General features: G+C 61.7%; 20 protein-coding genes. 15 read left to right on the forward strand and 5 right to left on the reverse strand.

Annotation, left to right across the window (positions count from 1 at the left end):
- The first annotated feature begins 4 nt into the window (after nucleotides 1–4).
- Genes coxB through ACNQ62_RS00830 form a run of 5 tightly spaced genes read left to right on the forward strand, consistent with a single transcriptional unit; the run spans nucleotide 5 to nucleotide 5,618 of the window.
- Entirely contained in the window at nucleotides 5–991 is a 987-nt protein-coding gene (coxB, locus tag ACNQ62_RS00810; protein ID WP_418093953.1) for a cytochrome c oxidase subunit II, read from the forward strand.
- A complete protein-coding gene (gene ctaD / locus ACNQ62_RS00815) occupies nucleotides 988–3,555 on the forward strand; it encodes a cytochrome c oxidase subunit I (RefSeq protein ID WP_418093954.1) in 2,568 nt (855 codons plus the stop codon). Before coxB ends, ctaD begins: the two co-directional genes overlap by 4 nt.
- The gene (locus ACNQ62_RS00820) at nucleotides 3,552–3,959 is read left to right on the forward strand and encodes a hypothetical protein (RefSeq protein ID WP_132998019.1); all 408 of its coding nucleotides are present in this window, start codon (nucleotides 3,552–3,554) and stop codon (nucleotides 3,957–3,959) included. The genes ctaD and ACNQ62_RS00820 overlap by 4 nt, the downstream gene beginning before the upstream one ends.
- Nucleotides 3,956–4,540, forward strand: coding sequence for a cytochrome c oxidase assembly protein (locus tag ACNQ62_RS00825; protein ID WP_005848771.1), 585 nt, complete (start codon nucleotides 3,956–3,958; stop codon nucleotides 4,538–4,540). The genes ACNQ62_RS00820 and ACNQ62_RS00825 overlap by 4 nt, the downstream gene beginning before the upstream one ends.
- 13 nt (nucleotides 4,541–4,553) lie before the next feature.
- Entirely contained in the window at nucleotides 4,554–5,618 is a 1,065-nt protein-coding gene (locus ACNQ62_RS00830) for a c-type cytochrome (RefSeq protein WP_418093955.1), read from the forward strand.
- 15 nt (nucleotides 5,619–5,633) lie between these two features.
- Here the strand turns inward: ACNQ62_RS00830 and ACNQ62_RS00835 are convergent, their stop codons facing one another.
- Nucleotides 5,634–6,317 (reverse strand): YrbL family protein, encoded by a 684-nt coding sequence (locus ACNQ62_RS00835; protein ID WP_418093956.1) that lies wholly within the window; start codon nucleotides 6,315–6,317, stop codon nucleotides 5,634–5,636.
- A 229-nt stretch (nucleotides 6,318–6,546) separates the two neighbouring features.
- Between ACNQ62_RS00835 and ACNQ62_RS00840 the strand changes: the two genes are divergently transcribed.
- Both ACNQ62_RS00840 and ACNQ62_RS00845 read left to right on the forward strand, forming a co-directional pair.
- The gene (locus ACNQ62_RS00840) at nucleotides 6,547–7,125 is read left to right on the forward strand and encodes a TRAP transporter small permease subunit (protein WP_174226630.1); all 579 of its coding nucleotides are present in this window, start codon (nucleotides 6,547–6,549) and stop codon (nucleotides 7,123–7,125) included.
- Nucleotides 7,125–8,516: a TRAP transporter large permease gene (locus ACNQ62_RS00845; protein ID WP_005848778.1), complete on the forward strand. Its 1,392-nt coding sequence runs from the start codon at nucleotides 7,125–7,127 to the stop codon at nucleotides 8,514–8,516. The genes ACNQ62_RS00840 and ACNQ62_RS00845 overlap by 1 nt, the downstream gene beginning before the upstream one ends.
- A 252-nt stretch (nucleotides 8,517–8,768) precedes the next feature.
- On the opposite strand, the gene ACNQ62_RS00850 is transcribed toward ACNQ62_RS00845, so the two are convergent.
- From ACNQ62_RS00850 to ACNQ62_RS00860, 3 genes are all read right to left on the reverse strand, one after another.
- Nucleotides 8,769–9,863: a TRAP transporter substrate-binding protein gene (locus ACNQ62_RS00850; RefSeq protein WP_005848780.1), complete on the reverse strand. Its 1,095-nt coding sequence runs from the start codon at nucleotides 9,861–9,863 to the stop codon at nucleotides 8,769–8,771.
- 402 nt (nucleotides 9,864–10,265) lie between these two features.
- Nucleotides 10,266–11,330: a ParB/RepB/Spo0J family partition protein gene (locus tag ACNQ62_RS00855; RefSeq protein ID WP_418093957.1), complete on the reverse strand. Its 1,065-nt coding sequence runs from the start codon at nucleotides 11,328–11,330 to the stop codon at nucleotides 10,266–10,268.
- Nucleotides 11,327–12,637 (reverse strand): AAA family ATPase, encoded by a 1,311-nt coding sequence (locus ACNQ62_RS00860; RefSeq protein ID WP_107277637.1) that lies wholly within the window; start codon nucleotides 12,635–12,637, stop codon nucleotides 11,327–11,329. The genes ACNQ62_RS00855 and ACNQ62_RS00860 overlap by 4 nt, the downstream gene beginning before the upstream one ends.
- Nucleotides 12,638–13,026: 389 nt before the next feature.
- Between ACNQ62_RS00860 and ACNQ62_RS00865 the strand changes: the two genes are divergently transcribed.
- Nucleotides 13,027–13,722: a DnaA N-terminal domain-containing protein gene (locus ACNQ62_RS00865; protein WP_289080375.1), complete on the forward strand. Its 696-nt coding sequence runs from the start codon at nucleotides 13,027–13,029 to the stop codon at nucleotides 13,720–13,722.
- Here ACNQ62_RS00865 and ACNQ62_RS00870 read toward each other — a convergent pair.
- The gene (locus tag ACNQ62_RS00870; RefSeq protein ID WP_418093958.1) at nucleotides 13,719–14,528 is read right to left on the reverse strand and encodes an IclR family transcriptional regulator; all 810 of its coding nucleotides are present in this window, start codon (nucleotides 14,526–14,528) and stop codon (nucleotides 13,719–13,721) included. The two genes, ACNQ62_RS00865 and ACNQ62_RS00870, sit on opposite strands and share 4 nt — an antisense overlap.
- 134 nt (nucleotides 14,529–14,662) lie before the next feature.
- Here ACNQ62_RS00870 and ACNQ62_RS00875 point away from each other — a divergent pair, with 134 nt between their 5' ends.
- The 7 genes from ACNQ62_RS00875 to ACNQ62_RS00905 all read left to right on the forward strand — a co-directional run bounded on the left by ACNQ62_RS00875 (nucleotide 14,663) and on the right by ACNQ62_RS00905 (nucleotide 23,801).
- Nucleotides 14,663–16,207 carry a M81 family metallopeptidase gene (locus ACNQ62_RS00875; protein WP_418093959.1) on the forward strand — a complete coding sequence of 515 codons (1,545 nt, stop codon included), beginning with the start codon at nucleotides 14,663–14,665 and terminating at the stop codon, nucleotides 16,205–16,207.
- A gap of 30 nt (nucleotides 16,208–16,237) precedes the next feature.
- The gene (locus ACNQ62_RS00880) at nucleotides 16,238–17,845 is read left to right on the forward strand and encodes an ABC transporter substrate-binding protein (protein WP_418093960.1); all 1,608 of its coding nucleotides are present in this window, start codon (nucleotides 16,238–16,240) and stop codon (nucleotides 17,843–17,845) included.
- 64 nt (nucleotides 17,846–17,909) lie between these two features.
- The gene (locus ACNQ62_RS00885) at nucleotides 17,910–18,851 is read left to right on the forward strand and encodes an ABC transporter permease (protein ID WP_005848795.1); all 942 of its coding nucleotides are present in this window, start codon (nucleotides 17,910–17,912) and stop codon (nucleotides 18,849–18,851) included.
- A gap of 1 nt (nucleotide 18,852) precedes the next feature.
- Nucleotides 18,853–19,740, forward strand: coding sequence for an ABC transporter permease (locus ACNQ62_RS00890; protein WP_064216922.1), 888 nt, complete (start codon nucleotides 18,853–18,855; stop codon nucleotides 19,738–19,740).
- A gap of 1 nt (nucleotide 19,741) precedes the next feature.
- Nucleotides 19,742–21,427 carry an ABC transporter ATP-binding protein gene (locus ACNQ62_RS00895; protein WP_418093961.1) on the forward strand — a complete coding sequence of 562 codons (1,686 nt, stop codon included), beginning with the start codon at nucleotides 19,742–19,744 and terminating at the stop codon, nucleotides 21,425–21,427.
- Entirely contained in the window at nucleotides 21,424–22,590 is a 1,167-nt protein-coding gene (locus tag ACNQ62_RS00900; RefSeq protein ID WP_009824267.1) for a M20 aminoacylase family protein, read from the forward strand. Before ACNQ62_RS00895 ends, ACNQ62_RS00900 begins: the two co-directional genes overlap by 4 nt.
- 71 nt (nucleotides 22,591–22,661) lie before the next feature.
- Nucleotides 22,662–23,801, forward strand: coding sequence for a M20/M25/M40 family metallo-hydrolase (locus ACNQ62_RS00905; RefSeq protein WP_418093962.1), 1,140 nt, complete (start codon nucleotides 22,662–22,664; stop codon nucleotides 23,799–23,801).
- Nucleotides 23,802–23,999 lie beyond the last annotated feature (198 nt).

Consider the following 23,999-nt stretch of genomic DNA (forward strand, 5'->3'; position numbering starts at 1 on the left):
CCCCTTGCAACACCCTTGGCGCATCTGTGCAATCGCCCCGGCCGCCCTGCTTCTGGCAGGCTGCGAGGGGCGTCAATCCGTGCTGGCCCCCGCCGGTCAGGACGCGGCGGATGTGCTGAACCTCTTTTGGGTGATGCTGGTCGGCGCGGTGATCCTGTGGGGGCTTGTCGCGCTGCTGTTCGTCTATGTCACACGCATCAACCCCGGTGCCATGCGCCGCCGCACCGCCGAGATGCTGATCGTCGGCGGGGGCATCCTCTTTCCCGTGGTCCTGCTGGGGGGGCTGCTGATGTATTCCCTGCCGCTGATGGGACCGACCCGCGCCGAAGGGGACGGGCTGGTCGTGCGGGTCACCGCCGAACAATGGTGGTGGCGCGTCGAATACCAACAGCAAGGGGAGACCAGAACAATCGTCTCGGCGAATGAACTCCGCCTGCCCGCCGGTGCCCGGACCGAGCTTGTGCTGAACGCCCATCGGGTGATCCACTCCTTCTGGGTGCCGGCCCTTGGTGGCAAGACCGATATGTTCCCGGGGCGTGAAACCCGCATGACCCTCGCGCCCACCGATCCCGGCATCTACCGTGGCCAATGCGCCGAATTCTGCGGCGCCTCCCATGCGTTGATGGCCTTTGAAACCGTGGTGATGCCGCCCGATGAATTCGACCAATGGCTCAGCGCAGAGGCGCGCGATGCCAAGCCACCCCAAGGCGCGCTGGCCCAAGCCGGCGCGACCCTGTTCCTTGAGGAAGGCTGCGGCGCCTGCCACACCATTCGTGGCACCAAAGCCATCGGCAAGACGGGCCCCGACCTGACCCATCTGGCAAATCGCCACTCGCTTGCCGCAGGCACCCTTCCCTTGAACGCGCAGGCCATCGCCACATGGATCGGCCACACCGACACGATCAAACCCGAGGTCAATATGCCCACCTATGACTTCCTGTCCGACGACGACCTCGCGGCGCTCGCCGCCTATCTGGGGGGGCTGGAATGACCCGCAGATACCCCGATGTGCTGCAACCCGAAGGCACCTACCCCCCGACCGAGGATATGCTCGCCGAACCCGTCCCGCAGGAGGTTCAAGAGGCGCAGAAAAAACGCCTGCGTGCAGCTTGGAAAACGCCGCAAGGCTGGCGCTATTGGTCAGCGGTGAACAACACCGAGGTCGGCATCTGGTACACGATGACCGCGTTCTTTTTCATGCTCTGCGCCGGTATTCTGGCGGTGCTCATGCGCACCCAGCTTGCCGTGCCCGAGAATGATTTCCTCGACGCCGACCGCTATAACCAGTTCTTCACCATGCACGGCTCGGCGATGATGTTCCTTTTTGCCGTGCCCATGTTCGAGGCGATCTCGATCCTGCTGCTGCCCGGGATGCTGGGGGCGCGCGACATGCCGTTCCCGCGGCTCAGCGCCTATGGCTACTGGTGTTTCCTGATCGGCGGCATCTTCGTCTTCGGGTCCATCCTGTTCGATTCCGGCCCCAAGGCGGGCTGGTTCATGTACCCCCCGCTCGCCACCAAGGAAGAAGGCATCGGCCCCGATGTCTGGCTTTTGGGCCTCTCGTTTATCGAGGTCGCCTCCATCGCCGCGGCGGTCGAGCTGATTGTCGGCGCGCTCAAATGCCGCCCGCCAGGGATGCGCGTCAACATCATGCCGCTCTATGCGTGGTATGTGATGGTCGTGGGCGGGATGATCCTCTTCGCCTTCCCGCCGCTGATCGCGGGGGATTTCCTGTTCGAACTCGAACGGTCCTTCGATTGGCCGTTCTTCGATCCCGTCCGGGGCGGCGACCCGATGCTCTGGCAGCATCTGTTCTGGATTTTCGGCCATCCGGAGGTCTACATCATCTTCCTGCCCTCCATCGCCATCGCCGCGATGATCGTGCCCACCGTCGCACGCACGCCCATCGTGGGCTATTCGTGGATCGTGCTCAGCGCGGTCGGCACGGGGTTCTTGTCCTTCGGGCTGTGGGTGCATCACATGTTCACCACCGGCCTGCCCCAGATCAGTCTGGGGTTCTTCTCTGCCGCGTCCGAGGCCGTCGTGATCCCCACCGGCATCCAGCTTTTCGCCTTTGTCGCGACGCTGATGGTGGGACGGGTCAAGATGACCCTGCCGATGCTCTGGATCGCGGGGGCGCTGGCAATCTTTGTGGCCGGCGGTCTGACAGGGGTGATGCTGGCCATCGTGCCCTTCAACTGGCAGGCCCATGACAGCTACTTCGTCGTGGCCCACCTGCATTACACGCTGTTCGGCGGCATGGTCTTTCCGGTCATGGCGGGGGTCTATTATTTCTTCCCCTTCTTCCGCAAAAAGCTTCTGTCCGAAACCCTTGGCCGTTGGGCCTTCTGGCTGATCTTTGTGGGCTTCAACGTCACCTTCCTGCCGATGCATCTGACGGGGCTCAAGGGGATGCCACGCCGGATCTTCACCTATCCGGGCAGCGCGGGCTGGGACTGGCTTAATATGATGTCCACCGTCGGGGCCTATATCACCGCCGCAGGCTTTGCCGTCTTCGTCTACGATCTGCTGCGGCCCAAAGCGTACCAGGGCCAGATCAAGCGCAACCCTTGGGGCGGCGGCACGCTGGAATGGGCCCATGATGTGCCCGAAGAGGCATGGGGCAACCGTTCGGTGCCCTATATCACCTCGCGCTACCCCCTGTGGGACCAGCCCAAACTGGTCGAGCGTATGGACGCGGGCCGCTACTATCTGCCCGACGCCCCCGAGGGCAAACGCGAGACGCTGATCACCTCGGTCATCGACGCGAAACCGCTGATGGTGCAGCGCGTCACCGGCCCCGCGTGGATCACCATGCTCGCCGCGTTCTTTACCGGCGGTGCGTTCATCTTCCCCACCTTCCACATCTACGAACCCGCCATCGTCTGCGGCGCCTTCGCCATTGTCTGCGTGCTCTACTGGCTCTGGACCAGCACAGCACAGGTGCCGGATCAAGAACGCAAGGACGTGGGCCTTGGCCTCAGCCTGCCGACCTACGCCTCGGGGCCGACCTCTGTCGGGTGGTGGGCGGTCTGGATCACGATGCTGGGCGACAGCACCGCCTTCGCCAGCCTCGTCTTCGGGTTCTTCTTCTACTGGACCGCGCGCCCGGACTTTATCACCATCGGAGCGGACCACGCGACGGGTGCCGCCGTCGCGCTCGGGGTTACGCTGTTTGTCGTCTCATGGGCCGCGACCTTGCTCGCGCGCGAGGTCAATAAACGCAGCCATATCACGCTCGCACGCATCGCATTGGCACTGGCCGCGACCTGCACCGTCGGCGGGGCGGGGCTGATCATCCTGTCGGTCCTCCACCTTGAGCCCACAACCCATGTCTACCCCGCGACCATGTGGGCGCTGATGGTCTGGCTGGTGGCCCATTCCCTGCTGGGGGTCATCATGCAGCTTTATGCGCTGGCAGGGTCGATCTTTGGCAAGGTGACCCCGCAATATGACGCCGACCTGTGCAACGTGACGCTGTTCTGGCACTTCATGGTGCTGACCGCACTGGTCACCGGCTTTATTCTGGGCGTGGCCCCAAGGTTGCTGGCATGAACCAGATCTCCACCGAAGAAGAGCAAGAGGAATTCCACGAGGAACAAGACAGCCTCTGGCGGCTCGCCCTCAGCCCCACGCTTTGGGCGCTGCATTTCGTGATCTGCTACGGTGCCACAACCGTATTCTGCGCCGATCATATCCTCGGCGTGGATTACCTCAGCACGCTGCGCCTTGGCATCGGGCTGCTGACCATAGGCGTTCTGGCGGCGATCGTCTGGCTGGGCTGGGGCGCGTGGCGGCAATGGGATGTGGTGCGTGACCGCGAATGGGAAAACGACGCGGGCAACAACGAGGACCGCCACCAGTTCATGGGCCACGCGGCCTTCCTGCTGTCGCTGATCTCGGCGGTCGGGGTGATCTATGTCTCGCTCCCCGTGCTCCTGATCGCCAGCTGCGCATGACCCGCGCCGCGACATATCTGGGGTTTGCCCTGCTTGGCCTGCTTTGGCTGGTGCCGCTGGAACGGCTGACCGGCGCCGCCTTCCCCGTCCATATGCTGCGACATATGGGGCTGGTCGCCGTGGTCGCACCGCTGCTCGCCTTCGGACTGGGGGACCGGCTGCGCTGGCTGATGATCTCTCCGCTGATCGCGACGGTGCTTGAATTCATGGTGGTCTGGGCATGGCATCTGCCGCAGCTGCACGGGATGGCCTATCTGCTGCCCGCGGGCTTTGCGCTGGAACAGGGCAGCTTCCTGATCGTCGGGCTGCTGGTCTGGGTCAGCGCCCTGCGCGCGCACAACGGGCTGGCAGGGGCCGGATCGCTGCTGCTGACCTCGATGCATATGACCCTACTGGGGGCGTTGCTGATCCTCGCCCCCCGCGATGTCTTCGCCGAGATTTGCGGCCGCGCCGCCGACCTTGGCGGGCAACAACTGGGCGGGCTGCTGATGCTGGGCATCGGCACACCGGTCTATCTGATCGCCGGATTGTGGCTGGTGGGCCGTGACCTGCGCAGCACCGACCCCGCACCCCAAACGTAACGGAGCAAACGCAATGAGAACTGTGATCAAAACCCTGATCGTTCTGGCCCTGCTGGGGGCTGTCGGCGCGGTGACCATCGTGGGGCTGGGGCTGTTCAACGTCTCTGCCCGCGCGGGCCATATTCCGGGCGTGTCCTGGGTGCTGCACACCGCCTATCGCCAGTCGGTCAAACTCCGCGCCCCTGACGCCGAACAGGTGCCCGACCTGTCCGATCCCGATCTCGTCGCCCTTGGCGCGGGGCATTTCGACAGCGCCTGCAGCTTCTGCCACGCCGCCCCTGACCGGATCCACTCCGCCACCGCCGACGCCATGTCGCCCGAACCGCCCCATATCACCGACGCCGTCGCCGACTGGCAGCCGCAACATCTGTTCACCATCGTCAAGGACGGCGTAAAGATGAGCGGCATGCCCTACTGGCCCGCCGAAAACCGCGAGGACGAGATCTGGGCCATGGTCGCCTTTCTCACCCATGTCCGCAAGATGGAGGGCGCGGGCTTTGACGCGCTGCTGGCGTCAGACGCACCGGCCGACGACACCGCGCTGACCTATTGCGCCTCCTGCCACGGCGCGACGGGCGACAGCAAAGGCAACGACCATATCCCCCGCCTCGATGTCCTCGACGAAGGGTACATGCAGGACGCGATCATCGCCTATCGCACCGGCGCGCGGGACAGCGGCTTTATGGCCCATGCGGCAACGCAGCTTCCCCCCGATGACCTGACCCGCGTGATCCGCCACTATGCCGCATCCGCGCCCGATGGCCCGACCCCGACAGCCCCCCTGCCCCCGACAGAGCTCGAGCTGATGGAGCAAGGGGCCGGCGTCGCCGCCATCGGCAATATCGACGCGCCGTCTTGTGCGTCCTGCCACGGCCCCGGTCTGGACCAGACCAAACCCGGCTTCCCGCGCATCAGCGGCCAGCCGCGCCCCTATCTGGCGCAGCAGCTGAAGCTTTGGCGCGATGGCACACGCGGCGGCGGCCCCCGCAAAGAGCTGATGGAAAAAGCCGCCCGCAATCTGTCAGATGCCGAGATCGACGCGCTGGCGCTGTATTATTCCCAGCTTCCGGCGGAGTAGGCAGAGAGGGCAACCCTAGGTGAGCGCGTCGTAATCGTTGCGCAGAAACATCTTTTTGCGCCGCGACCAATGCAGCCCGACATCGCGGGCTGTCCGCTCCATCCCGCGGTGCAGGGCGCGGTGCCGCAGATAGGGCACCCAGCTGCGCAGCTTGATCACATTGGGATCGCCAAACCCGTCCACGATCAGCGGTTGCCACTTACCCTCCTGCTGTCCCCAGACGATACTGCGGGAGTTCAACCCCGGGGCCACCACTCCAAGCGCAAAGACCGCGCGCGAAAAATCGTTCAACGCCTTCAGCGCCGCCGTATCCAGCAGATCCCGCGCGACGAAATCGTCCAGCGTCATCCCCAGCCCGCCGCTTTCCGGCCCGACCCGCTGCATCAACAGCCCCAGCCCCATATCCGTCCGCATCACCCCGTTGGTGAATGCAATCGGCGAAGCAATACCCGCGTCATGGCTGCGAATCCGCACTTCGATGTCATGGGTCAACTGGCGCAACAGCATGCGGTGTCGCGTCGTCGGGAAATGTTTGTAAAGAAACGGTCTGACCCGCCCCGTGTCCGCCGCCCGCAGCGCCTCCATCGGTACTTTCACAACAAGATCATCGGGCGCTTTCACAGCAAAGACCGCCCGGCCCTGCTCTTGTTTAAGCAACGTACCAGTTTCCATTTGAAGCAATTCGGCTGACTGTGTCATCTACACTATTTATCTTTAACTGTTGGTACCTACTAAGCAGAGCGTGTCACAGCGCATGCGTAACCTACAGTTGCGAACGCTGTCAAAAAGTATCTTAAAAAGGGCGGACGACCGCCGCAGATGCGCAATATTTCGCACAGCGAAATGCTGAGACCCCGCTTGACATTCCCCTGCGGCACTTTGATTGACATGCGTTAAGAACGATAGAAACCATAGAAAAGGGTGGAATGTGCGTTTTCTCGCTGGAGTAGCATCCCTCATCTGCGCTGTTAATCTGATTATCGGAAAAGTCTTTTCCTGGCTCGCGCTGGCCATTGTCGTCGTCTGCTTTACCGTAGTGGTCCAAAGATACCTCTTTGCCACCAGCTACGTCTGGATGCAGGATCTCTATATCTGGCTGAACGGGGCGATGTTCACCGCGGTGGCAGGCTTTGCCCTGCTGCGCGACGATCACGTGCGCGTCGATATCTTTTACCGTCCCGCCAAACTGCGCACCCGCGCCATCACCGACCTGATCGGGGTGTTCGTCTTTCTGCTGCCCTTCACATGGATCGTCTACATCTATTCGATGCCCTTCGTGCAGCGCGCATGGGGCTATCACGAAGGCTCTGCCAATGTGGGCGGGATGCCGGGGCTTTATATCCTCAAAACCTTTATCATCGTCTTTGCGGCCCTGATTGCGGCGCAAGGCATTGCCATGGCGATCCGGTCCATTCTGGTGCTTGGCGGCAGGGCTGATCTTGTGCCCGCCGCGATGCAGTACAGCCCGGACGCCATCAAACCCGCCACCACCGAGGGAGCCGCCTGATGGACCCGATCATGATTGGCGAGATGCTCGCCGCGCTGATGTTCTTTGGGGTCATCGGCTTTCTGCTTCTGGGCTTCCCCGTAGCCTTCACCCTTGCCGGGACTTCGTTACTATTCTGCGGTGTAGGCATGGCTTTGGGCGTGTTCGACCCGTCCAACTTCGGGTCTTTGCCCAACCGCTATATCGGCTTTATGACGAACGAAGTGCTCGTCGCCGTGCCGCTGTTCATCTTCATGGGCGTGATGCTGGAACGCAGCCAGATCGCCGAACAACTGTTGCTCACCATGGGCAAGATGTTCGGCAATATGCGCGGCGGGCTCGGGATCTCTGTGGTGCTGGTCGGGGCGATGCTCGCGGCCTCTACCGGCGTGGTGGGCGCGACTGTGGTGACGATGGGGCTGATCTCGCTGCCCGCGATGCTGCGAGCGGGCTATGACCCGAAACTGGCCACCGGCGTAATCTGCGCCAGCGGTACTTTGGGCCAGATCATCCCCCCCTCTACCGTGTTGATCTTCATGGGCGATATGCTGTCGGGTATCAACTCGCAGGTGCAGATGGCCAAGGGCAACTTTGCCCCCACGCCCGTCTCTGTCGGGGATCTTTTTGCCGGGGCCCTGCTGCCCGGGCTGCTGCTCGTATCGCTCTACCTCGGGTATGTGCTGTTCAAAGCCGCAACAGACCCTAAATCCTGCCCTGCCACCCCCGTTCCAGCGGATGAGAAATCAAAGCTGCTGCGCGAGGTCTTTGTGGCGCTTGTCCCGCCTCTGGCGCTGATTTTGGCCGTGTTAGGGTCTATTCTGGGCGGCATCGCCACCCCGACAGAGGCCGCATCCGTCGGTGCCGTCGGGGCCATGATCCTCGCCGCATTGCGCTGGCGTCTGTCCTTTGGCGTGCTTAAGGAAACGATGGTATCGACGGCTACAATCACCAGCATGGTCTTTGTGATCCTGCTCGGGGCGTCGGTCTTTTCGGTCGTATTCCGCATGATGGGCGGCGACAATCTGGTGCATGAATTCCTCAGCAATCTGCCGGGCGGTACGCTCGCTGCCGTCGCAGTGGTGATGATCATCATGTTCTTCCTGGGCTTCATCCTCGACACCTTCGAGATCATCTTTATCGTGATCCCGATCACCGCACCGGTGCTGCTGATGCTGGATGTCGATCCGATCTGGCTGGGTGTGCTTGTTGGGGTGAACCTGCAAACGTCCTTCCTGACCCCGCCCTTCGGCTTTGCGCTGTTCTACCTGCGCGGCGTCGCCCCGGCGGACCTGCCCACCAGCGCGATCTACAAGGGCATCCTGCCCTTCGTGATGCTGCAAGTGGTGGCGATTGCGATTCTGTTCATGTTCCCGCAGATCGTGACCTGGTTGCCCAAACTGATCGCGGGCTAAGGGCCACCTTATACTTTGACACGCTAAGGGGATCGCCCTCCCTGGGGGGCGATCCGCAGGTTTGAAAGTGGCAGCCCCGGTGCATCAACCGCTGACCGATGCAGATGGCGCGACATCGCAAAATCGCCCTCCGGGCGGAGGGAGGGCGATGCCCGGTGTGCCACCGGGCGGGACGGGGACTAAGCCCCTGCCCCAGCACGAAAAAAGGCCCGGTGTTTCCACCGGGCCTTTTCTGTATCCGACGGGCGGAGCTTAGTATTTCAGGAAGCTCTGACGCGCCTGAATGTAGGGGCTGTCGATCTTCTCTGTCCGGGTGCGGACAAGGTTCAGCGCTTCGACAAAGCTGTCGGCGGTTTTTTTGACCAGCGGGTCGTCGCTGCTGCGCAGTTCCTCGACCACCTCGACCGAGGCTTTTGCACCGGCTTCCATGATGTCGTCGGGGAAGTTGCGGACGGTCACGCCGTGCTCTTCCACCAGCGTTTTCAGCGCGCGTGGATCGTTGGCATAGAAGTCCGCCGCAACCTGATCGTATTCCGCTTGGCTCACATCACGAATGATCGCCTGCAGGTCTTCGGGCAGTTCCTGGTACTTCTTCTTGTCGACGACAAGCTCGGTCGCAAGGCCGGATTCAACGAAGGACGGCATGTAGTAGTTCTTGGCAACCTGATGGAAGCCGAGCGCCAGATCGTTGTAGGGGCCGACGAATTCGGCCGCGTCCAGCGTGCCCGATTGCAGCGCCTGAAAGATCTCGCCCGCGGCCATGTTGGTCACGGTCGCGCCCAGCTTCTCCCACACGCGACCACCAAGGCCAGGGGTCCGGAAGCGCACGCCTTTGACATCGTCAAGGCTGGTCAGCTCGTCGCGGAACCAACCGCCTGTCTGCGTGCCGGTGTTGCCCGACAGGAAGCCCTGAACGCCGAACTGGTCATAGATCTCGTCCCAGATTTCCTGACCGCCCATATAGCGCATCCAGGCTGTCAGCTCTGGCGTGGTCATGCCGTAGGGCACGCCGGTAAAGAAGGACAGCGCGGGCGATTTGTTCTGCCAATAATAGGCGGCACCGTGGCTCATCTCGGCGGAGCCATCGATCACGGCGTCCAGCGATTGCAGCGGCGGCACCAGCTCACCAGCGGAGTAGACCTGCACGGTCAGACGGCCACCGGAGGCCGCTGTGATACGGTCGGCCAGACGCTGCGCGCCGACACCCAGACCGGGGAAGTTTTTTGGCCAGGTGGTGACCATGCGCCAAGTAATGTTGCCTTGGGCGACGGCGGGTGCGGCCAGCGATGAAGCAACGGCCCCTGCCCCCGCAACGCCTGCGCCACGAATAAACGAACGACGATCCATGATGTTTCTCCCGAGATCAAAAATATGTCGATAAGGTCTTTCTGACTTCTGCCAGCCCTCCCCTATGGGCGCACGTTAATCCCGCGTTTCAGGGGATGTCCATGGGTCAACGTCGCGTTCTGGTGCCAATAGGGCGGAATCACGATGGAATCTGGATCTTTCAGCCGCAAAGCTGTTTTGAATCAACGCGTTAAGCCTATATTCGCGCCGAAAACCCCTTGTTTTATTGGGAAATGGGGTATTTGCGCTCTTTGCCTTTCAACGCACAAAAAAGGGGACGCTTCTGCGCCCCCTTCCCCGCTACCCCCCTCATTTACCCTTGCCGGTTACCCATGGGTAACCCGATGCGCGGTGGTTACCCATGGGTAACCCGATGCGCGGTGGTTACCCATGGGTAACCGGTTACCGGATGCGCGGCCCGCTGCTGAGCACCTCTTCAAAGGCGCGCACGGCTTCTTCCAATTGCTTCTTGGGCATGGTGGCAAAGTCGATATCGCTCATCAAACGGCATTCGCCGTGGCGGGCGGTGACCTTGGTCTGGCCGACGTAGAATTCGAACTTCTGCTTAGGCTCTGCCTTGGAGGCGGGCTTCACTGTCGGCTCGTTCGAGGTGGTCAGAAAATCCTTGAGAATTTTATTCTGCTCGTCCGGTGTCGACGCATCCAAGAGTTTTTCCTGCAAGACGCTGGCTTGATCAGGCGTGCGCAGCGCGCGCGCGACATCGACCCCCAGATTGCGCGGCACGGCCTTGGGCCACTGCAAGCTCCCTTCCAAAGCAGAGAGAAGGAAGACAAAGCTTTTGATGTAAGACCGCTTGGTCTTGTGCAGCGCGCTGTAAAGACGGGTCACCAGCTCTGCCGGGTCGATCTCTTCCACTGCGTCGTCCTTGGCGGCGGTGATCGCAACCTGTGCCATCTCGGCGAAAGACAGGTCTTCGCGCACGACGTTTTCTTCGACCATATCCACATAGCGCGAAATGCGGTCATCCTCGCCCACTTCTACCCGCGCGGTGATCGTGCCAAAGCGGTCATCTTTGGTTTCCGAAAACAACTGCGACAGGGCGGTGAAACGGCGCCAGCCTTTCTTGAGCTGGTAGCGCCCGTTCGGCCCGACATAGACCTCGACGGGCTCGCGCTGCCCACGTTCGCGGATCGAGGATTTAAGCTCCTCCATCTCGTCGGACTGCGCGACTTCTTCCAGCGCAAGGCGATCGCGCGGCAGATCGTCGGTGAAGATTTCCGACAGGTCGATCTGGTAGAGCACGCGGCCTTCGCCTTGGGCTTGCCGGAAAGTCTTGGCGTCTTCGGCGTTGCGGCGGCGCTGTTCGATTTTGGCTTCGGTTGCCTCTTGCAGGTTTTCGGCCACGTCCCGCACGGCGGCGCCCATGGGGCCCGGCTGGCGGTTGCGGCGACTGCCGGATGTGGGGGCTTCTACCGGGGCGAAGCCGAATTTGTTTTTACTGCTCATTCTGCCTTCTCCTTACGTTTTCCGTTTTCTTTCCACGCTTCGAGCACGGTTTGCAAAAACTCGTCATAGGCACGGTCGAAACTCTGCCGCGCCCGTTTCCATGTTTCGCGCGTCATCTGGCGATAGTCCTGTTCGTAAACCGACATCTGGAACCGGCCCGACTGTTCGACCGCGCGGGTCATTTCAATCGGGTGGGCGCAGACATCGGCGCCGAAGACGTTCTTGAACGCGTCGATCATGGCGCTGTGCAACGGATTGTTGGATTCAAAACGGGTCATAAGTAAACGGATGTCGGAAAACTGTTTAGGAAGCGTAATGCCTGCATCCGCTGCAAGGCTTGCGAACCCTTCCGAGATATCGGCCATCGCGTCGCCAAGCTGGCCCAGATAGCTGGTTGTACTGTCATATTCCCAGTAGCCCGGGCCCGAGGGGATATAGAGGATATCAGCCGCAAACGCGGCGTTTAGGGACTGGTAGCCGATGGCGGGCGGGCAGTCGAAAATGATGATGTCATATTGATCGTCGGGCAGTTCATCGAGATAGCGCGCGACGCAGCCGAAAAAGCTCCATGCCTTGTGGAGCGCGCGGTATTGGGCCGAGGCGAATTCCACGAAAGCCGCGTTGGCGCAGGACGGGATGATGTCGATCGTGGGCCAGCAGGTGGGCTGGATGAATTCCTGAAACCGCTGCGCGCCGATGGATTGCACGTCTTCGGGCAATTCGTCCGCGGCGGGGTAGGGGCAGTCATCGGGGTCATCATAGCTTTCCATGATCCGGTTGGATTCACGGCAGAGGTCGCGACACATGATGCCCCAGACCGTGTGGCTTTCCTTGACCTCGGTCAGCCCCATCGAATGGGTCAGCGTCGCTTGCGGGTCGAAGTCGACGCAGAGCACGCGGTAGCCATCAAGGGCGGCGGCATGGGCGAGGTGTTGTGCGACGACCGTCTTCCCGACGCCGCCTTTGAAGTTCGACACGGCCACGCGCATGGCACGGCCCCGGGGGCGTTCGGGCAGCAGCTTGCGGCCGCGGAATTTGGCGCGGCGGCGCAGCTCGTTGATCTCTTCGAGGCTGAACCAGCGTTGGCGGCCATCCTCTTCGGTAAGCCCCTGGGGCAGGGTCGGGTCGTCCGCCAGCTTCTTGCGCAGGGTGTCGGCGGGGACGTCGAACATGAACTGGCTGATCTCCCAGATAGAGAAGGGGCGCAGGGCCTTTATCTCTCCGGGGGAGAAGGTGGCGCGGCGCACGGCGGCCTGTTGTTCCAAGCTGCGCTCGTTCATGTTAAGAAGGTCGTTGTGATTTCTCATCTATCTACTCGCGTTTTTAAGCCTCGAATTTCGAATAACGCGAATTCGGCAATTTGGCAAAACCTAATTTTCCCGAAATTCGCGCGCCATTCCTGAAGAACGGCTTTATTTCGCTGCGGTTAACGCGGGGCAAAGAGATTTTGGTGACAGGCAAGGGGCATATGACGCTGTTTTGGTGACAGCGATCCCCTGATATGGTGACACCTTAGCGTCCCCCTTAACCTATTAACCTTTACCAAATTGAATTTGGATTAAGGAAAAGGATAATTCCTGTTTTTCCCAGCGGGTTGACAGAAGACGGGATTTAGAGCTTTGTAGAAAGCATAAACGGAATCGGCTCAAAGAAGCTGACCGATAAAAATAAGACGATACATCGAGTAGGCAAAACCATGAACCCATTGCGGCTGACCGGCCCTGAAGCCGGGGTGATCAAGTACGACCTTTTGACCGCGTTGAGCGTGGCGGGGTTGAACGGATCACCGACCTTGCAGACCTCGTTGATGCGGCTGATCGCAGCGGTGACCTCGCGGTATAATTGGCGCGCTGACGAGCTGAGCGTGGGCCAGCGGGATCTGGCGCGGATGTGGTCAGTGAATGAACGCACGGTGAAACGCGAGATCAAACGGCTGACGGATGCGCAGCTGTTGATTTGTACGCGCGGCGGCGTGCGGGGCAGGGTGGCGGCCTATCGGTTGAACTATGCGCAGATCGCGCGGTTGTCAGAGCCGTGCTGGCCGCTGGTCGGGCCGGATTACGATGCGCGGATGAAAGAGCGGTATCGCAGCGAAACCCCGGTCAAGGTGGTGCAACTGGCCGATTACGCGAAACCCGAGGCATCAGAGCCCGCGCAGGGCGGGCCGGGCACGTGGCAACGTGCGATGGTGAACCTGTCGCGGGAGAACGCGGATCAGTTCAAGGCGTGGTTCTCGCAGCTTGAATATGTGGCGTTCGAAGGGGGCGTGCTTGAGCTGCGCACCCCGAGCAAATTCGCGCAACGCTATATAGAGACGCATCTTCTGCGCCCGCTTGTCGCGGCGGTGGAGGCAGAGTTGGGGCCGGTGACGCGGATTGAATTCAAGGGCTAGAAACTGCCGCTGATGGCGCGGGCGGCTTCTTGGGCGATGGGGGCAGCACGGCGGGCGAAGTCTTCGGCGCTCCATTCGGAAAGCGACCCGGCGATGTGGATGGCCCCCAAGGGACGGCCCTGACGGTTGACGACGGGCACACCAATGGCGACTTCGCCTAATACGAATTCATTCTGGACCTGCGCAAAACCGTCTCTACGGGCCTGTTCGAGACTGTTCATGATGCTGTCGGGGTCCACGTTGGTGTAAGAGGTATAGCTGTGCAGCGCGAAGCGGGTGATGATCTCGCGCGCTTCTTCGGGGGGCAGGGCGCAGAGGGTCGCGCGGCCGCCTGCGGTGCAATAGGTGGGGACGCTATGGCCCACAAGCGTCGCGTAAAACGTTTCGCGTTTGCTTTGCATGCGCAGGGCATAGATCACGCGGGTTTCATCATAGAGGCTAAAGTCGATCCGCTCGGCGATGGATTTGCGCATCTCGAGGATAACGGGGGTGGCGACCTGCACCACGGGGTCCAGACGTAGGGTGTCGTGGGTGTGGTCAAGCAAGCGCAATCCGGGCAGGTAGCCGCGGTCATCGGGGCTGCGCCGGATGTGCCCCAATGTCATGAGCGTATGCACAAGACGTTGCGCAGCGGAGCGGTCGATCTCTGCCTTCGTGGCGATGTCTGACAGGCTGAGCGGGCCGTCGGCCTCGTGAAACGCGCTAAGCACGTGAATGGCGCGGGCGGCGGAGCGCACAAAGAGCCTATCGGCATCTGCCTGAAAATTAGACGCGACAGAGGAATGTGGTCGTTTGGGGTCAGGCATTGAGCGCTCCGGGTTGACGCGAGGATAGGTCAGTGCCTAGCATCGTATGGCAATACAGCCGTATCGCCAAGCAATACATTCAGTTTTGTGAAGCGATACAAGATTTAGAGGTAGGTTCCCCGATGCGCGTCGCCATGGCCGGATTTCTTCATGAAACCAATACCTTTGCGCCCGAGCCTGCGGATATGGCGGCCTTCAAGGCCGGTGGCGGTTATGTCCCTATGGTGGGTGGCCCCGCGATGATCGACGCCTTTCAGGAAGTGAACCTTGGCATGACCGGTGCGTTGAAGGTGGCGGGGGATTCGGATTGGGATGTGGTGCCTGTTCTTTGGGCGGGGGCTATTCCATCGGCACCTGTGACGCAGGATGCGTTCGACACTATTCTGGGCGAGATTCTGGACGGGCTACGTGCCGCAGGGCCGTTGGATGGCGTGTTTCTGGACTTGCATGGCGCGATGGTGGCGACGCATCACGATGACGGTGAAGGCGAGATCGCCCGTCAGGTACGCGCATTGGTGGGGCCGGATGTGCCGATTGCAGCCGCGTTGGACCTGCATGGCAATATCTCGGAAGAATTTGTGAACACGGTGGATGTGCTGGCGGGATTCCGCACCTATCCGCACATCGACATGGCCGATACCGGTGCCGCAGCGGCGCGGTTGCTGGATCATGTGATGCAGACCGGCAGGCGCCCGGCCAAAGCGTTCCGCCGCATGTCCTATCTGGTGCCGATCCCGTTTCAGACGACGGATATGCAGCCCGCCAAGGGATTGTATGAAAACCTGACGGAGGTCGAGGCGCAAGGCGCACTGTCGGCGTCGCTGTTCATGGGCTTTCCGGCGGCGGATATTGCCGATTGTGGCCCCACGGCGGTGGCCTATGCCGAGACTCAAGCGGCGGCGGATGCCGCAGCAGATGCGGTGGCGGATGCCTATGCCGCTGCCGAATCCGAGTTCGACAATGATACATTTACCCCCGACGCGGCGGTTGCCTATGCGGTGCGCGTGGCAAAAGGGGCAGGGCAGGGGCCTGTGGTGATTGCCGATACCCAAGACAACCCCGGTGCGGGTGGGGTGTCTGCCACGACGGGGATGTTGCGGGCCTTGATCGATGCTGATGCCCAAGACGCGGCGATCGGGCTGATCGTAGACCCGCATTCCGCCGCCCAAGCCCACGAGCTGGGGGAGGGTGCGCGCGCGGTCTTTCGCTTGGGCGGGCACCCCGGTCTGCCCGACGATAGCCCCGTCGAGGTCGAGGCGGTTGTCGAGATGCTGTCGGACGGCAAAGTGAAAGCCACCGGCCCCTATTACGGTGGGACGATGCTGGATCTGGGGCCCTCGGCCTGTTTGCGCATCGGTGGCGTGCGGGTGGCTGTGTCTACGCGGATTGCGCAGATGGCTGACCGCGAGATGTTCCGCTTTGTCGGGATCGCACCAGAGACGCAGAAAATCCTTGTCGTCAAAAGCTCTACCCATTTTCGGGCCGATTTCACCCCGAGTGCGCGCGAGATTATTGTCGCGCGTGCCCCCGGCCCCATGCCGTTCGACCCCGCAGACCTGCCCTTTACGCGGTTGCGTGCGGGGCTGCGGCTTTCTCCTAACGGTCCCGTTTTCGGGGCCGCGCGTGCGGCTGCTGCACGCCCCGATACCGGCGGATCAACCGGCGGTGTCCAAATATAACAATGACCACAACCAACATGGGAAATTGATATGCTGACTTTACGACCCACATTGAAACAAAGCCGGGGGCTTGCGGCGTCGCTGATGACCACGGCTGCGCTGCTGGTGCCTGCCGCGAGCTTCGCGCAGGAAGAAACTACGATCACGGCGGTCATGCACTCGGGCTTGCGGGTGCTGGATCCGGTGATCACCACGGCGCACATCACACGTGACCACGCCTATATGATCTATGACGTGCTGACGGCGGTGGACGAGAATTTCACCCCGCAGCCGCAGATGGCCAGCTGGGAAACATCTGACGACGGGCTGGTCTATACGTTCACCCTGCGCGACGGGCTGGTGTTCCACGATGGCGCACCTGTGACCGGCGCCGATGTTGTTGCCTCTCTGACCCGTTGGGGCAAGCGCGACAGCGGCGGGCAGTTGATCTTTGACGTGACCGAAAGCCTTGAACCGACAGATGACAAAACCGTTGTCTGGACGCTGACCAAGCCCTTTGGTCCGCTGATTGACGTGATCTCCAAGCAATCCGCGGTGCCGCCGTTCATCATGCCGGCGCGTGTTGCCGAAACCTCTGCCGATGAGACGATCACGGAATACATCGGCTCCGGTCCGTTTGTGTTCGATCAGGACGCCTATGAGCCCGGCGTGTCGGTGACCTATGAAAAGTTCGACGACTATGTGCCGCGTGACGAGCCTGCATCCTGGATGGCAGGCGGCAAGGTCGTGAATGTGGACAAGGTGGTCTGGACCACGATGCCCGATGCGCTGACCGCGCTGAATGCGCTTTCGGCAGGTGAGATCGACTATCTTGAGCAGGTCCAGATCGACCTGATGCCGATCCTGTCGGGCAACGAGGATGTCGTCGTCGAGAAACGCGATGATCTGGGCTATGTCACCATCGGGCGTCCGAACTTCTTGCATGCGCCGTTTGACAACAAGCTGGTGCGTCAGGCGGCGATGGCCGCGCTGGATCAGGAATCCATGCTGGCGACGATGCAGGGTGATCCTGAATACTACAAAGTCTGTGGCGCGATCTTTGGCTGCTCGACCCCCTTGGGGGACGAGGCGGGATCTGACTTGCTGACCGGTGGCGCGAATACCGAGCGTGCCAAGGAGCTGCTGGACGAAGCGGGCTATGACGGGACGCCGATTGTCCTGATGGCCCCGACCGATGTGATCAGCTTGAACAACCAGCCAGTAGTTGCAGCCCAAGCGCTGCGCGAGGCGGGGTTCGAGGTCGATATGCAGTCGATGGACTGGCAGTCGGTCGTGCAACGCCGCGCACAGCAGTCGCCGGTGGCCGAGGGCGGGTGGAACCTGTTCTTCACCAACTGGATGGTGCCCGAAGTCTCTGACCCGCTGGTCAACGTGATGTTGAACGGGCGCGGCGATGATGGCTGGTTCGGCTGGCCCGATGACCCTGAAATCGAAGCCATGCGGACCGAGTATGTCTCGGCCAGTGACGACGCGACCAAGAAAGAGATCGCGACGCGTATTCAGGAGCATGTGATGGACAACGTGAACTATATGATGATGGGCGAATACATCATCCCGCAGGCGCGTCGGTCCAACATCGAAGACATGATCCCGTCGCCGGTGCCGGTGTTCTGGAACATGACCAAAGCGGCAGAGTGATCTGCCTTGAGAGGCGCGCTGCGATGCGCGCCTCTCACCCCTACGACCGCAAGGAGCCTTCGGCATGTTTTTCTATATCCTCAAGCGCATATTGGCCACGATACCGGTGATGGTGATCGTTGCGATTTTTGTGTTTCTCTTGCTGCGGCTGACGCCCGGTGATCCTGCCGCGATCCTTGCCGGTGATGCTGCCACCCCTGCGCAGCTTGAACGTATCCGTGACAGTCTGGGGCTGAACGACCCGCTGCTGGTGCAGTTCGGCACATGGATGGGCCAGTTGTTGCGCGGTGATCTGGGCACATCGCTGCTGTCGAATACCTCGGTTGCGGGGATGATCGGCGACCGTTTGGGGCCGACGTTGAATATCGCGCTGATGACGATTGTGATCTCGGTCGCTTTGGCCGTGCCGATGGGGGTGATTGCCGCCTGGCGTCACCGGTCCTGGGTGGATTTCCTTGTGATGTCATTTTCGGTGCTCGGCTTTTCCGTGCCGGTCTTTGTCATCGGCTATATCCTGATCCAGATTTTCGCCATCGACCTGAAATGGGTGCCGGTGCAGGGCTATAAATCGCCAACCGATGGCATCGGGCCATTCTTTAGCCGTGCGATCCTGCCGTCGCTGACGCTGGCCACGATCTATATCGCGCTGATCGCGCGGATGACGCGGGCGTCGATGCTTGAGGTTCTGGGCGAGGATTATATCCGCACCGCCCGCGCCAAGGGGGTGCGCGAGAATGTCGTGCTGTTCCGCCATGCGCTGCGCAATGCGGCGGTGCCGATCCTGACCATCATCGGCACGGGCTTCGCGCTGCTGATCTCGGGCGTGGTGGTGACAGAAAGCGTGTTCAACATCCCCGGGATCGGGCGGCTGACGGTCGATGCCATTCTGGCGCGCGACTATCCGGTCATTCAGGCGATGATCCTGCTGACCGCGGGCATCTATGTGACGGTCAACCTGTTGATCGACATTTCCTATTCATTCTTCGATCCAAGGATCCGGTACTGATATGACGCAGATCCCAAGCTCTCGGCACAGCGCCTTTCAGGTTGTGACCGGTTTATTCTCTGTCCCCAAAGCGATGCGGATCGGTGTCGGTCCGACGATTGCGGCGGTGATCCTTGTGGCGATTGTCCTCGCGGCGGTGCTGGCCCCTTACTATGTGCCCTATGACCCGCTTGAGATGAATGCGATGGCGCGGCTGAAGCCGCCGTCGGATGACTTCTTGCTGGGCACGGACCCTTACGGCCGCGATATCTTTAGCCGCGTTGTGACGGGGGGGCGCGTGTCGCTGCTGATCGGTGTCGGGGCGGCGGTGGTCAGTGTCGCCGTGGGGCTGCTGATTGGTCTGGTTGCGGGGTATTTCCGGCTGGCCGACAGTATCATCATGCGGATCATGGACAGCCTGATGGCGATCCCCGCGATCCTGCTGGCGATTGCGCTGGTCGCCCTGAACGGGCCGAGCGTGACATCGGTGATCATCGCGATCACCGTGCCAGAGGTGCCCCGCGTCGTGCGTCTGGTCCGGTCGGTGGTGCTGACCGCGCGTGAAGAACCCTATGTCGAGGCGGCGATCGCGCTTGGATCGTCCATGCCCAAGGTCTTGTTGCAGCATCTGATGCCCAACACCTTTGCGCCGCTGATCGTGCAAGGCACCTATATCTGCGCCTCTGCCATTCTGATCGAGGCGATCCTGAGCTTTCTGGGGGCGGGCGTGTCGACCGAGATCCCTACATGGGGGAATATCATGGCCGAGGGGCGGAGCTATTTCCAGATCAAGCCGGGGCTGATCTTCTGGCCGGGGTTGATGCTGTCGCTATGTATTCTGGCGATCAACCTGTTGGGCGACACGGCCCGCGATATCCTTGATCCACGTATGAAAAAGCGGGAGGTGTGAGATGGAATTCAAGTCCAAAGACTTTACCGATGCCAAACGCGTGCTGAAAATACGCGGGCTGACGGTGGGGCTGGCGGGGCGGCCCAAGGCCGATCCGGTGTTGCGCGGGATCGATCTGGATATCCGCGCGGGCGAGACCCATTGTCTGGTGGGCGAAAGCGGGTCGGGCAAATCTGTCACCTCGCTGACGGCCATGGGGCTGCTGCCCAAGGATGCGCTGGAAATTCAGGGCGGGTCGATTGATCTGGAAGGGATCGAGATTACCCAAGCCAAGCCGGCGCAGATGCGGGCCTTGCGGGCGCGGCGGATCGCGATGATCTTTCAGGAACCGATGACGGCGCTGAACCCTGTTTTGCGGGTGGGCGAGCAGATCGAGGAAGTGCTGAACATGCACAGCGATCTGTCCCGCGCCGAGGCCAAGGCCCGTACCATCGATATGATGGAGCAGGTGCATCTGCCGGATGTGGAACGCATCTATTCCGCTTTCCCGCATCAGCTGTCAGGCGGGCAACGGCAACGGATCATGATCGCGATGGCGTTGATCCTTGACCCTGATCTGTTGATCGCGGACGAGCCGACGACGGCGCTGGATGTGACGACGCAGTTGCAGATCCTCAAGCTGATTGCAGAGATGCAGGAACGCCATGGCACGGCGGTGCTGTTCATCACCCACGATATGGGCGTGGTCGCCGAGATCGCGGATACGGTCAGCGTCATGCAGAAGGGCCGCATTGTTGAAAGCGCGCCGATCCGGCAGCTTCTGACCGCGCCCAAGGAAGACTACACCCGCAAGCTGTTGCAGGCGGTGCCCAACCTTGATCCGCGCGCCCCTCGGGCACCGGCTGAGGCGCGGGATGTGATCACCGTGGACGGGCTAGAGATGACCTATGGTGGGGGCGGTTTCTTTCGCGCCAGCCAAGGGGTGCGGGCGGCGCAGGATGTGAATTTCACCATCCAGCCGGGGCGCACCCTTGGGATCGTGGGCGAAAGCGGGTCGGGGAAATCGACCGTGGCCCGTGCCATCATGCGGCTGATCGACCCTACGGCGGGAAAGGTGACTGTTGCGGGGACCGAGATCGCGCAGCTGTCGCGCCGTCAGTTGCAGCCGCATCGCAAGCATTTCCAGATCGTGTTTCAAGACCCTTACCGGTCGCTGAACCCGCGCTGGACCGTGGCGCGCAGCCTGTGCGAGGGGCCGATCAACTTTGGCACCAGCCGCGCCGATGCGATGGAACACGCCGCCGAGCTGATGGAGCTGGTGGACCTGCCGCGCGATGCGCTGGACCGCTATCCGCATCAATTCTCGGGCGGGCAGCGCCAGCGGATCGCCATCGCGCGCGCTGTTGCAATGAAGCCCGATCTGCTGGTCGCGGACGAGGCCGTGTCGGCGCTGGATGTCAGCGTGCAGGCGCAGGTGCTTGACCTGCTGGATGACGTGCAGGAAAAATTCGGCATCGCGATGCTGTTCATCACCCATGACTTGCGGGTCGCCGCGCAGATTTGCGACGAGGTGCTGGTGATGCAGAAAGGCGTTGTCGTCGAACATGGGCCCGCGGGCGAGGTGCTTGCCGCGCCGCGCCATGACTACACCCGCAACCTGATCGAGGCCGCGCCCGGCCGGCATTGGGATTTCGCCAACTTCCGTGCGCTGGACCGCACGCCCCCCGTGACAGGAGCCACCCTATGACCACCATTCCGAAGATCGAATCCTTTGCCAGCGATCTGACCGCGATCCGTCAGGATTTCCACGCCCACCCCGAGTTGGGGTTCGAAGAGGTGCGGACCTCGGGCATCGTGGCGGCGCAGCTGCGCGCCTATGGGGTGGACGAGGTACACGAAGGCATCGGCGGCACCGGTGTTGTCGGGCTGATCAAGGGGCAGGGGGGTGGCAACCGCCGCGTGGGTCTGCGCGCCGATATGGATGCGCTGCCGATCGAGGAAACCTCGGGCGTGGCCTATGCGTCCACCAATCCGGGGCGGATGCATGCCTGTGGTCACGACGGTCACACGACGATGCTGCTGGGGGCCGCGCGCTATCTGGCCGAGACGCGGGATTTTGACGGCACCGTGGTGCTGATCTTCCAACCCGCCGAGGAAGGTCTGGGCGGTGCGCGCCGCATGATCGCCGAGGGGCTGTTTGAACGCTTCCCCTGTGACGAGATCTACGGGATGCACAACGATCCGAATTCGGAACCCAACGTCGTGTCTGTCACGCCGGGGCCCGCGATGGCGGGGGCGAGCTTTTTCGACATCACGATCAAGGGCACCGGCAGCCACGCCGCCGCGCCGCATCAGTCGAAAGACCCGATCGTTATCGGCTCCGCTTTGGTGCAACAGCTGCAAAGCATCGCCAGCCGCAATATCATCCCTACCAAGCCCATCGTTCTGTCGGTGACCAAGTTCAATGCGGGCTCTGCCTATAACGTGGTGCCCGATACGGCGACGATTGCCGGCACCATCCGCTATTTCCACGACGATGTGTCCCAGCTTGCCGATCAGCGCATCCGCGATATCTGCGCGGGCATGGCGCTGTCTTACGGGGTGGAGATTGACGTGGATCTGCGCAATGTCTTTGACGTGCTGATGAACGACCCCGACCTGACCACCGCCTATGTCGCAGCCGCCGCAGATGTGGTGGGCGCTGACCTGTCGTCAGAATCGACCGAGCAGGCCACCGGATCAGAGGATTTTGCCGATATGCTGAAAGTCGTGCCCGGTGCCTATTGCCGTGTCGGACACGCGGGAAATGTGCCGCTGCATAATCCGGGCTTTGTGCTGGATGACGCGATGCTGCCCGTGGGGGCATCGATCTATGCGCGCATCGTGGAAACACGTCTGCCCAAAGCCTGAAGTTACGCTATCATCAAAAAACGTCTGGCGGCGCCGCAGATCACGGCGTCGCAATAGGGAGGAGACCCGACATGACCAATCCGCTTGAGCTGCCGTTTGACACGGACGAGATGATCGCAGGGCTGCGCCCCTGGATCGAAACCGAAAGCCCGACCTTTGACGCGGGGGCCGTGAACCGGATGATGGATCTGGTGCAGCATGATCTGGCGGCCTTGGGCGCGCGGGTTGAACGGATTCCGGGCCGGATGGGGTTCGGCGACAGCGTCCGCGCCACCATGCCCCACCCCCGCGCGGGCGAGGGGGGTATTCTGCTCTTGGGGCATATGGATACGGTGCACCCTGTAGGCACGTTGCAAAAGCTGCCGTTTCGGCGCGAGGGGGGGCTTTGTTATGGCCCCGGGCTGATGGATATGAAGGGCGGCAATTATGTCTTCCTTGATGCGCTGCGCAAATTGCTGGTCGCCGGGGTCGAGACTCCGCTGCCCGTCACCGTGCTGTTCACGCCGGATGAAGAGGTCGGCACACCGTCGACCCGCGCGCTGATCGAGGCCGAGGCCAAGCGCCATAAGTATATCCTTGTGCCCGAACCTGCCTGCCCCGACGGCGGCGCGGTGATCGGGCGCTATGCCATCGCGCGGTTTAACCTGCAAACCCGCGGCAAACCCAGCCACGCGGGATGGGCGCTGAAGGACGGCGTGTCGGCGATTGCCGAAATGGCAAAGCATGTCGCCGTGATCGAAGGCATGACCAGCGACGACTGTACCTTCTCGTTGGGCGTGTTCAACGCGGGCCAATGGGTGAACTGCGTATCTTCGGTCTGCGACGCCGAAGTCCTGTCTATGGCCAAGACACAGGAACAACTGGATGCGGGCATTGCCAAGATGATGGCGTTGAACGCGGATCAGGGGAATGTGGTGATGGAGGTCACGCGCGGTGTGACCCGCCCCGTGTGGGAACCGGACCAGCCCGGCACGATGGCGATGCTGGGGGTGGCGCAAGACATCTCGCGCGAGCTGGGGTTCGAGATGACCGGCCAATCGGCAGGCGGCGGATCGGACGGGAACTTTACCGGCTACCTCGGATTGCCCACGCTCGATTCCATCGGGGTCCGGGGGCAGGGGCTCCATACGCTGAATGAACATATCGAAGTCGACAGTCTGGTAGAGCGCGCAAAGCTGGCCGCGGGGCTTTACTGTCGGCTTGGGGCATAGGGGCCGGAATGGGGGCATAGCGCCAACAGCACGCGATATCAGCGCGGTTCCGAATAAAATCGAAAAAAACGAAGTTTTTTGAAAAAAGCTGTTGCAGCCCCCAAATCACAGGTCTATAGAGCGTTCTACCGGAGACGCAGAGATGCAGACACGGGGCGCTAGACGGGGACGACGGGTTACGGTTCGGGTCTTACGTAG

Source organism: Sulfitobacter sp. SBS6, from assembly GCF_048285585.1.
GTDB classification, from domain to species: domain Bacteria; phylum Pseudomonadota; class Alphaproteobacteria; order Rhodobacterales; family Rhodobacteraceae; genus Sulfitobacter; species Sulfitobacter pontiacus.

Excerpts from the sequence above, each read along its gene's own strand:
- ACNQ62_RS00870 (WP_418093958.1), bottom strand. The coding sequence starts at position 14,528 with ATGCCTGACCCCAAACGACCACATTCCTCTGTCGCGTCTAATTTTCAG.
- ACNQ62_RS00885 (WP_005848795.1), top strand. The coding sequence starts at position 17,910 with ATGTTTTTCTATATCCTCAAGCGCATATTGGCCACGATACCGGTGATG.
- ACNQ62_RS00850 (WP_005848780.1), bottom strand. The coding sequence starts at position 9,863 with ATGGATCGTCGTTCGTTTATTCGTGGCGCAGGCGTTGCGGGGGCAGGG.
- ACNQ62_RS00820 (WP_132998019.1), top strand. The coding sequence starts at position 3,552 with ATGAACCAGATCTCCACCGAAGAAGAGCAAGAGGAATTCCACGAGGAA.
- ACNQ62_RS00865 (WP_289080375.1), top strand. The coding sequence starts at position 13,027 with ATGAACCCATTGCGGCTGACCGGCCCTGAAGCCGGGGTGATCAAGTAC.
- ACNQ62_RS00855 (WP_418093957.1), bottom strand. The coding sequence starts at position 11,330 with ATGAGCAGTAAAAACAAATTCGGCTTCGCCCCGGTAGAAGCCCCCACA.
- ACNQ62_RS00890 (WP_064216922.1), top strand. The coding sequence starts at position 18,853 with ATGACGCAGATCCCAAGCTCTCGGCACAGCGCCTTTCAGGTTGTGACC.
- ACNQ62_RS00900 (WP_009824267.1), top strand. The coding sequence starts at position 21,424 with ATGACCACCATTCCGAAGATCGAATCCTTTGCCAGCGATCTGACCGCG.
- ctaD (WP_418093954.1), top strand. The coding sequence starts at position 988 with ATGACCCGCAGATACCCCGATGTGCTGCAACCCGAAGGCACCTACCCC.
- ACNQ62_RS00835 (WP_418093956.1), bottom strand. The coding sequence starts at position 6,317 with ATGACACAGTCAGCCGAATTGCTTCAAATGGAAACTGGTACGTTGCTT.
- ACNQ62_RS00860 (WP_107277637.1), bottom strand. The coding sequence starts at position 12,637 with ATGAGAAATCACAACGACCTTCTTAACATGAACGAGCGCAGCTTGGAA.
- ACNQ62_RS00875 (WP_418093959.1), top strand. The coding sequence starts at position 14,663 with ATGGCCGGATTTCTTCATGAAACCAATACCTTTGCGCCCGAGCCTGCG.
- ACNQ62_RS00845 (WP_005848778.1), top strand. The coding sequence starts at position 7,125 with ATGGACCCGATCATGATTGGCGAGATGCTCGCCGCGCTGATGTTCTTT.
- ACNQ62_RS00825 (WP_005848771.1), top strand. The coding sequence starts at position 3,956 with ATGACCCGCGCCGCGACATATCTGGGGTTTGCCCTGCTTGGCCTGCTT.
- ACNQ62_RS00905 (WP_418093962.1), top strand. The coding sequence starts at position 22,662 with ATGACCAATCCGCTTGAGCTGCCGTTTGACACGGACGAGATGATCGCA.
- ACNQ62_RS00895 (WP_418093961.1), top strand. The coding sequence starts at position 19,742 with ATGGAATTCAAGTCCAAAGACTTTACCGATGCCAAACGCGTGCTGAAA.
- ACNQ62_RS00880 (WP_418093960.1), top strand. The coding sequence starts at position 16,238 with ATGCTGACTTTACGACCCACATTGAAACAAAGCCGGGGGCTTGCGGCG.
- ACNQ62_RS00830 (WP_418093955.1), top strand. The coding sequence starts at position 4,554 with ATGAGAACTGTGATCAAAACCCTGATCGTTCTGGCCCTGCTGGGGGCT.